The sequence below is a fragment of the Gaetbulibacter sp. M235 genome (assembly GCF_043876835.1).
Taxonomy (GTDB): Bacteria; Bacteroidota; Bacteroidia; order Flavobacteriales; family Flavobacteriaceae; genus Yeosuana.
Genome location: NZ_JBAWJZ010000012.1, coordinates 74,374 through 81,640 on the forward strand (window position 1 = coordinate 74,374; position 7,267 = coordinate 81,640).

Consider the following 7,267-nt stretch of genomic DNA (forward strand, 5'->3'; position numbering starts at 1 on the left):
GAAATTGATTTATTTAATTAATTTTTAATAAGTTTTCTTGTTAATGTTTTATCTCCATCAATAATCTTAATAATATAAAAGCCTGTATTAAAAAACCTAGTATCAATCTCCATATTATTATTACCTAAAACCAATTGTTTATTGTTTTCCCAAACCAAACGGCCATTAACATCGAACACGTGAATTTTTGTTAAAGTTGGGTTGTATACATAATACCCAACTTTAACTAAATTGTTAAAAGGATTAGGGTGAATTTTAAGACCAGTTTGAATTTCTTCATCTATTCCATCAGTACTCAATGTACCCTTACCACCAGTTGTTTTAGAGCTAGAACCACCATAAACTGGTATTTTTTCATTCATTGCTCTAATTAAAGAATTGCTATTAGTATAATCAAAATCTTGGGTTATTTCCCAGAACATAACCCCTTTTAAATTATTATCTAAAACATATTGTCCTTTGGTTTTTATGGTATTAACGCAGTTAAAGTAAAAAGGAACATTACTGTAAGGTGTGCCTCCACTTGTAAAAGAACTCACAACAGCCCTATCTGGTTTACTACTAACAATTGTAGGGTTGCTGGTAATAAGGTCTTTATATGCTGTTGATAGTGTTGGATTAAACTCTGAACTAAGCGTTTTTGCATAAACAGGCAAACCTATAACATATTTATTAGCTGGAAGACTAAGGTTAGTAATCCATCCCGTATAATATTGATCAAGTTTGGAAATTGGCACTTGTGTATCATTACCTATTCTGGATCCTCCTCCGTAAGACATAATTTGAAGATAATCTATATATTGAAAAATACCTGATATACCTGCACGATCATAACGTTCCGGAACAAGGGTTGCAGATAAACTTAAAACTTTACCTCCGTTTGATGATGCTTGAGCTGTAATTTCACTTTTTATTTTTTGAAGTAAATTGGTATACTCTGCACCTGTATATTTAAGTTGTGTGCCTGAACTTGTAGTATAATCTTCCCAATCTACATCAATACCATCAAAGCCATTAGCGTGGCAAAATTGAACTAAATTTGCAGCATATGTTGCTTCATTGGTTGTGTTTTTAATCATACTATGTAAATAATAAGAAGAAAGTTCTCCCCCTACTACTAAAATTACTTTTGTATTTAAATTATTCCAAGCTTTTACGTTTTTAACTCTATCTAGCTTAGTGAAAAAGTCAGCATCATTTTGAATATAGGTAAAAGTAGCACTACCATTTACTGTTTTAGCAGTTCCTATTTGTCCATTATAACTTGAAGTTACAGAGAAAAAATATAAATGACTTAAATGTGCCATTTTATCTCTTAATTGTGCATTAGTTAAGTTATTTATAGAATAAGTAGGCAAATAACCGCCAACCACTTTTTGTGCCGAAATATTGGTTAGGGTTACAATGAAAAAAATAAATAAAAACAGTTTTTGTTTTTTTGTTAAAAAAGCTTGTAGTTGATTTTTCATAATAAAATAAAATTTTGTTAAAGTTTGTTTAACGTAAAACTCCAATAAATTATCTCTTTTTAAATCCAATATATTCCTTAATAGGTTTGATATTGTCTAAAAACCTCATTTACACATTATTAAACCAGAACCCACATAATACAAAGTGTATAATTTATTCATTTTTAATAAGTTTTTTGGTTGACGTTTTATCACCATCAATAACTCTTAAAATATAAAAACCTGTATTTAGTTTTTTTAAATCTAGAGCTATATTGTTTAAGCCTGTATTTAAAGAATTTATGTTTTCCCAAACCAATCTACTGTTTATATCATAAACCAATATTTTAGTAAATCTTGGATTATTACTGTAGAATGAAACATTAAATAAATTTGTAGATGGATTAGGGTAAACTTTAAGTTCATTGTCTATTTCGAAATTATTATTACTTAACGGTGTTGAAGTAACATTTACTGGTATAATACTTGTAGCTGCTTTTAATAAAGATATAGAGTTAGTAATATCAGTATCTTGATATAGCTCCCAAAACATAACACCTTTTAAATTATTATCTAAAACGTATTGAGCTTTTTCTTTAATTGTATTTACACCATTAAAATAATATGTTTTTCCACTAGATACTACGGCGTCTAAATTAGGATCTAGATTAGGGTTTTGAGCCACAAGATCACTATAAAACAATGTGCTATCATCTACTAATGTTTTTGCATAATCAGGCAAGCCCAAAACGAGTTTTGCACTTGGTAAACCAGCATTTGTCCATCGTGTGTAATACTCTTGAACCTTTGACATAGGTATCTGTGTTCCTTGTGATATTCTAGATTTACCATAAGACATTATCTGTAAAAAATCGATGTTTCCAAAAAGCCCATTAAGTCCTATAGGATCGTTAGGTTTATCATGCTCTGGAAGAATGGTTACAGACAACTCTAAATCTGTATTGCTTGAAGCTAATATTTTAGATTTTATAGCCGAAACAAGATTAACATAATTGACATCATTAACTTCTCCATGATAATTTTCCCAGTCAATATCAATTCCGTCTAATTGATTATTTATACAAAAGTCTACTAAATTTTGAGCTACGTTATTTCTTGCTGTTGGACTTGCAGCAACTTCATCTATATAATCGGATGAAACCCATCCACCAAAAACTAAAATCAATTTTGTTTTCTTAGTGCCTATCCAACTTTTAATTGTGTTCAAATTTGATTGAACACTTGGTAAGTAATTAGCTAAAGGTGTAAAATTGCCATTAGAATCAACCGCTCCTAAATTACCAGAAACATCTGTACTTATTGAAAAATAATATAAATGAGTAAGATGTTCCATAGCTAATGAAGGATTTTTTAAAGCAAAACTAGTCAATCTATACGATGGCAAATAACCACCTACTACATGTTCGTGTACTGTTGGTCCTCCGTAAGTAGCAGCTTCTATTGTTCCTGCATATAAAGTTCCATTTGCTGCGCTTACAACACTAGAATTACTGATGTTATCAAAATCCCAATATAATTTAAGGTTTGCATAATTGGGATGATTTGTTTCAAGATGTATATTTTTCCAAATATTAATAGTATTAGCACTAAGAGCTGTATTCCAAACTCTTACATCATCAATTCTACCATCAAAATAAGTACCTCCAACCACATATGGTTTTGAAGTAAAATTTGTATCATTTGATGTTAAACTAGGTATTGCCCCAGATGTAACTAAATTTATTTCTTGTACACCATTGATAAATAATTTAACTCTATCTGTTGTGGTGCTTAAAGTTCCGTCATAAACCATTGCAATATGATACCACAAACCTGTTGTTAAAACCGCATTAGAAGTACAACGATATGCATTTGCCCCATTACTTACTATTCCATAGATAACACCATTACTTATTTGCAAAGCAACACGATTATTATTATCGTAAATTTTACTTAAAACGTTAGTTAAATTAGTTTGAGAATCTAGAAATACTTCTGCTTCAAGAGTGAATTTAGCAGTATTATTTAATTCTATAACTGCCGCATTAGATGTTACTTTATTACTGGACGCAAAATCTAAGTAATAATCTTGTTGTGCTGAGACTTGCAAAAAAGAAGTAATGCAAAAAAACAAGAAGTGAATTAATAAAAATTGATTTTTAGAAAAAGAATATATCGATTGATTTACCATAATTAAAATTGTTCGGAATTAATTAGCTTGTAAAATATATGGTGAAGGATTAATTCAAATATGCAGTTCTAACTTTTAATAATTGTTCAAGACTATCTGTTAAACCACCAATTTGGTTTCTAAGCATCCAAACTTCTTTATATTCAGCTATAATTGCATCTATCTCTACTAATAATTTATATTTTGTATCGGCATCAACTTTTTCAATGCTACCTTCTTTAGTTTTTAATTTGGCAATACCTAAATTACAAGAATGAATTGCTAGTTTGGAAGCATTTATAATTTCTCTGTATACAATTTCTGCATCATTGGCTGTTGCTTTGCAGGTTTCAACTCTTTTGATAATTTTGTTTAAAACAATTATTGCTTCATTCAAGTCTTTGTTTTTTAATTTAGCTGTTTGTCTGTTTTCTTTTAAGGGTTTATTGATGTAATATAGCAATGAATAAAAAGAATAGTTATTGATATCTGAATTATCTAATATCTGATTGGTATTTCCCATATCGAAAATAACTTGTGCCGTTTTTTCAGCAGGATCTTTATAAATATATTTGTTTAAAACCCAATTAATATCCAAATCTCTGTTGTCTTCTAACGACCATGAAACAGCAGCACCATACACATAAGGTGCATAACCAGTAATTAATGGTTGCGGATGTCCATCATCTCCCCAATCGGTGTTCAAATATCCTACGGCACCATATTTAATTCCGTTTTCGGCTGCATTTATTTGATTTTTTATTGCGTTTTCTGTTCTACCAACTATAGAGCGCCATGACGAAGTACCTGGACATACATAAAATGGTATTTTTGCTTCTTTAAACTTAGCAGCTTCTTTGTTAAATGGATGATCCCATTTATATCCCCAAATCATGCAAGTAATATTTTTGGGTAAGTTTTTAATTAATTCAGGATGTTCTAAAATGATATCTCCCCAAAATTGGGCTCTTTTACCATTTTTCACTATAATACTATTTAGCTTTAATAAAAGATCTAAATATACTTGCCCTTTTCCTTTTTCTGAAACTTCTTTTTTAGATTTTCCTGTACCTAGCTCATAGGGTTCATCACCACCAATATTTACATTTTCACTTGAAAAATTTGAAAGTAACTCGCTATACAAATTATCAACAAAATCAACAGAACTCTTATCTACTGCAGATATAGTTCGTCTAATACCTAAAATATGATGTGTAGGATCTGAAATGGTTTCATTTTCTGCAAGATGCCAATATTCTTTATGCTCTAACCAACGTTCCATATGTCCAAAACCGTTTTGATTAGGCACTAAATCTATAAACCTATCGCTACAATATTTATCTAAATCTAGAATGTCGTTAGAAGATAATGCACTAGCATCTTGCCAAACTTTTTTATGGTTTTGATATTGAAAAGTATGCTCTGTATATAACTGGATTTCATTAATTTTCCATGAAGCAAACATATCAATATATTGATATAATGATGCCATAGTTGGCACTTTGGTTCTACTAATATCTATTGTAACACCTCGCCTTTTAAAATCTGGATAATCATTTACTGTAACTTGAGGAAACGTTCCATAATCGTAGGCATATTGAGCAATTTGTCCCAAAGTAAGCACACCATAATACAAACCTGCTTCATTGTTAGCCGTAAGTGTAATTTTATTTTCATTGATTACTAATGAATAGCCTTGAGAGTTTGTTTGCTTTTTAGAGTCAATTATCAACTCTATTTCTGGAGTTTCTCCAACAGCTACATTTCCTGCAATAGAAAAATACATACCTTTTTCTTTCAATATTTTTTGAAGATTATTGGCACTAAACCGTACACCCAAATTTGTTGCTATTCCATAGGCAATTATTCTACCACTATTAGGCTTAAAAGATGTTTCTAAAACTGTTACACTTTTTGGTATAGGAACTAAATATTTTTTTAATTCTTGATTATTAGATGCATTTATATTAAAAATGCTAACTATTAAAAACACTATACTAATGTGATATTTTTTCATATTGATTCTTACTTTTTAAAATTTATGGAATTTGAACAGTTTTATTTTTAGAAGCATTTTCTAATCTAACTTTGAGCTATAATTAAATTGTTCTCTGTAAATAAATCTTTTAAATGAATTTGATGATTACATCTTTATTAATAGCAACTTAATTTATAAATTGGCTATAATGACACTAATACTAAACAACATTATTGTAAATTATTTATCATTTTCATACATTGTTTTAAATGTTTCAATGGCCCCTTTTATGGTTTCTGAACTACAATTTGATTTTTCATAACAATCGATAAAAGAATCGAAAGTACTCCAGTAGGTATGCATAACACCTAGCAGCCTATTTTTTATAGTTGCTTTATTAAGTTTTCTAATACTCAATACATTATCTAATTGTTGATTTGCTACTTCGGAAACTTCAAAAGAGCAACTTATTACCTTAAATCCTTTCATTGCAAAATATGCAGGAGTTGGTGGTGCTGTTTTATATTGCCAATCGCAAATAATAATATTTTTAGAAATTAAGTCTATTGCAGGATACGTATCATTATGAGAGGCACTCCACTTCCCTAACCCTGTAGTTCTACCGTCTAAAAGACGATCTCCCCACATATACATATTTACACCTTTTGATTCTAGATGATTGTAAATTTTTGTTACTTCGTCTGCAAAAAGTTTTGCTTTATTTTTTCCTTTACATCTACTGCAGCTATCCTCACCCAACACAAAAACCTCGTCCATACCCACATGAATTGCTTTTGCTTCAAAAACCTCAATCAATTCATCTACTAGTTCAAAAATAATAGCATGAATCTCTGGATGTAGCGGACAATAACTGCGGCAGTAAAAATCTTTGTCTTGTAATTTATCACCTGGGTTTTCCTCAAACTGTGGATATACTTTTAACAAAGATTTTATATTATCCTGTTTCCAAGATTGATGTCCTAATAAATTTATAAGCGGGACTATTGTTATGTCATAGTTTTTACAAGTAGCAACTATTTTTTTTACATCGTTTTGAGATAAAGATGATGGTTCTGCTAATTCTGGATGACTCTCAAATTGATATTTATAGTTTACCATTAAAAACAATGTGTTTACATTTGTTTTCGATAAGTTTTTTTCTATAAATTCTAAAAATTTTCCAACTTCAGATGGCCTTGGAGCAGATATCGCAAAACCTCTTACTGGTAGTTCTTCTTCAACAACTTGGGCTAAACAAAAGGTTATATTAAGCATCAAAAAAAGAAAAATAATGTCATGCCTATTTTTAGATTTTAAGAATTTATACATAAATTGATAATTAATTTTAACAAAAAAAAGTATTCTTGTAAGATGATTAGTTTTGTATATTCTAAAAAAGGTTTGTAATTGTTCTTTTTAATTATTTAGGTCGTTAATGATTTTTTTAATATATAATTTAGAAATTTTCTCTATTGTAAACATTTTTAAACCTCATTAAACCTTAGTTTTTTATACAAATTAGTATTCCCACTTTACAAAAGCTTCCATAGCGGCGTAATGCGCCAATCCCAATTGGTGGTAAATCTCAGCGGTCTCCTTGTTCCTGTCCTCGGCACGTTGCCAGAACTCCCTGCTGTCGGCCCCTTGAAAAACAACCCCATCTTTTTGTGT

Annotated in this window: 4 protein-coding genes; all 4 read right to left on the reverse strand. The window is 29.9% G+C overall.

Translation table 11 applies throughout. The features are described 5' to 3' along the window. Window positions 1-17: 17 nt before the first annotated feature. The 4 genes from V8G69_RS15715 to V8G69_RS15730 all read right to left on the reverse strand — a co-directional run bounded on the left by V8G69_RS15715 (window position 18) and on the right by V8G69_RS15730 (window position 6,925). Complete coding sequence (locus V8G69_RS15715) at window positions 18-1,469, reverse strand: glycosyl hydrolase family 18 protein (protein WP_394883103.1); 1,452 nt, start codon at window positions 1,467-1,469, stop codon at window positions 18-20. Window positions 1,470-1,623: 154 nt separating this feature from the next. Beyond that, on the reverse strand, window positions 1,624-3,558 hold the full coding sequence (locus V8G69_RS15720) for a glycosyl hydrolase family 18 protein (protein WP_394883105.1): 1,935 nt from the start codon (window positions 3,556-3,558) through the stop codon (window positions 1,624-1,626). Between the two features lie 130 nt (window positions 3,559-3,688). After that, window positions 3,689-5,635, reverse strand: coding sequence for a family 20 glycosylhydrolase (locus tag V8G69_RS15725; RefSeq protein WP_394883106.1), 1,947 nt, complete (start codon window positions 5,633-5,635; stop codon window positions 3,689-3,691). A gap of 201 nt (window positions 5,636-5,836) precedes the next feature. Then, window positions 5,837-6,925, reverse strand: coding sequence for a family 20 glycosylhydrolase (locus V8G69_RS15730; RefSeq protein ID WP_394883107.1), 1,089 nt, complete (start codon window positions 6,923-6,925; stop codon window positions 5,837-5,839). Between the last annotated feature and the right edge of the window lie 342 nt (window positions 6,926-7,267).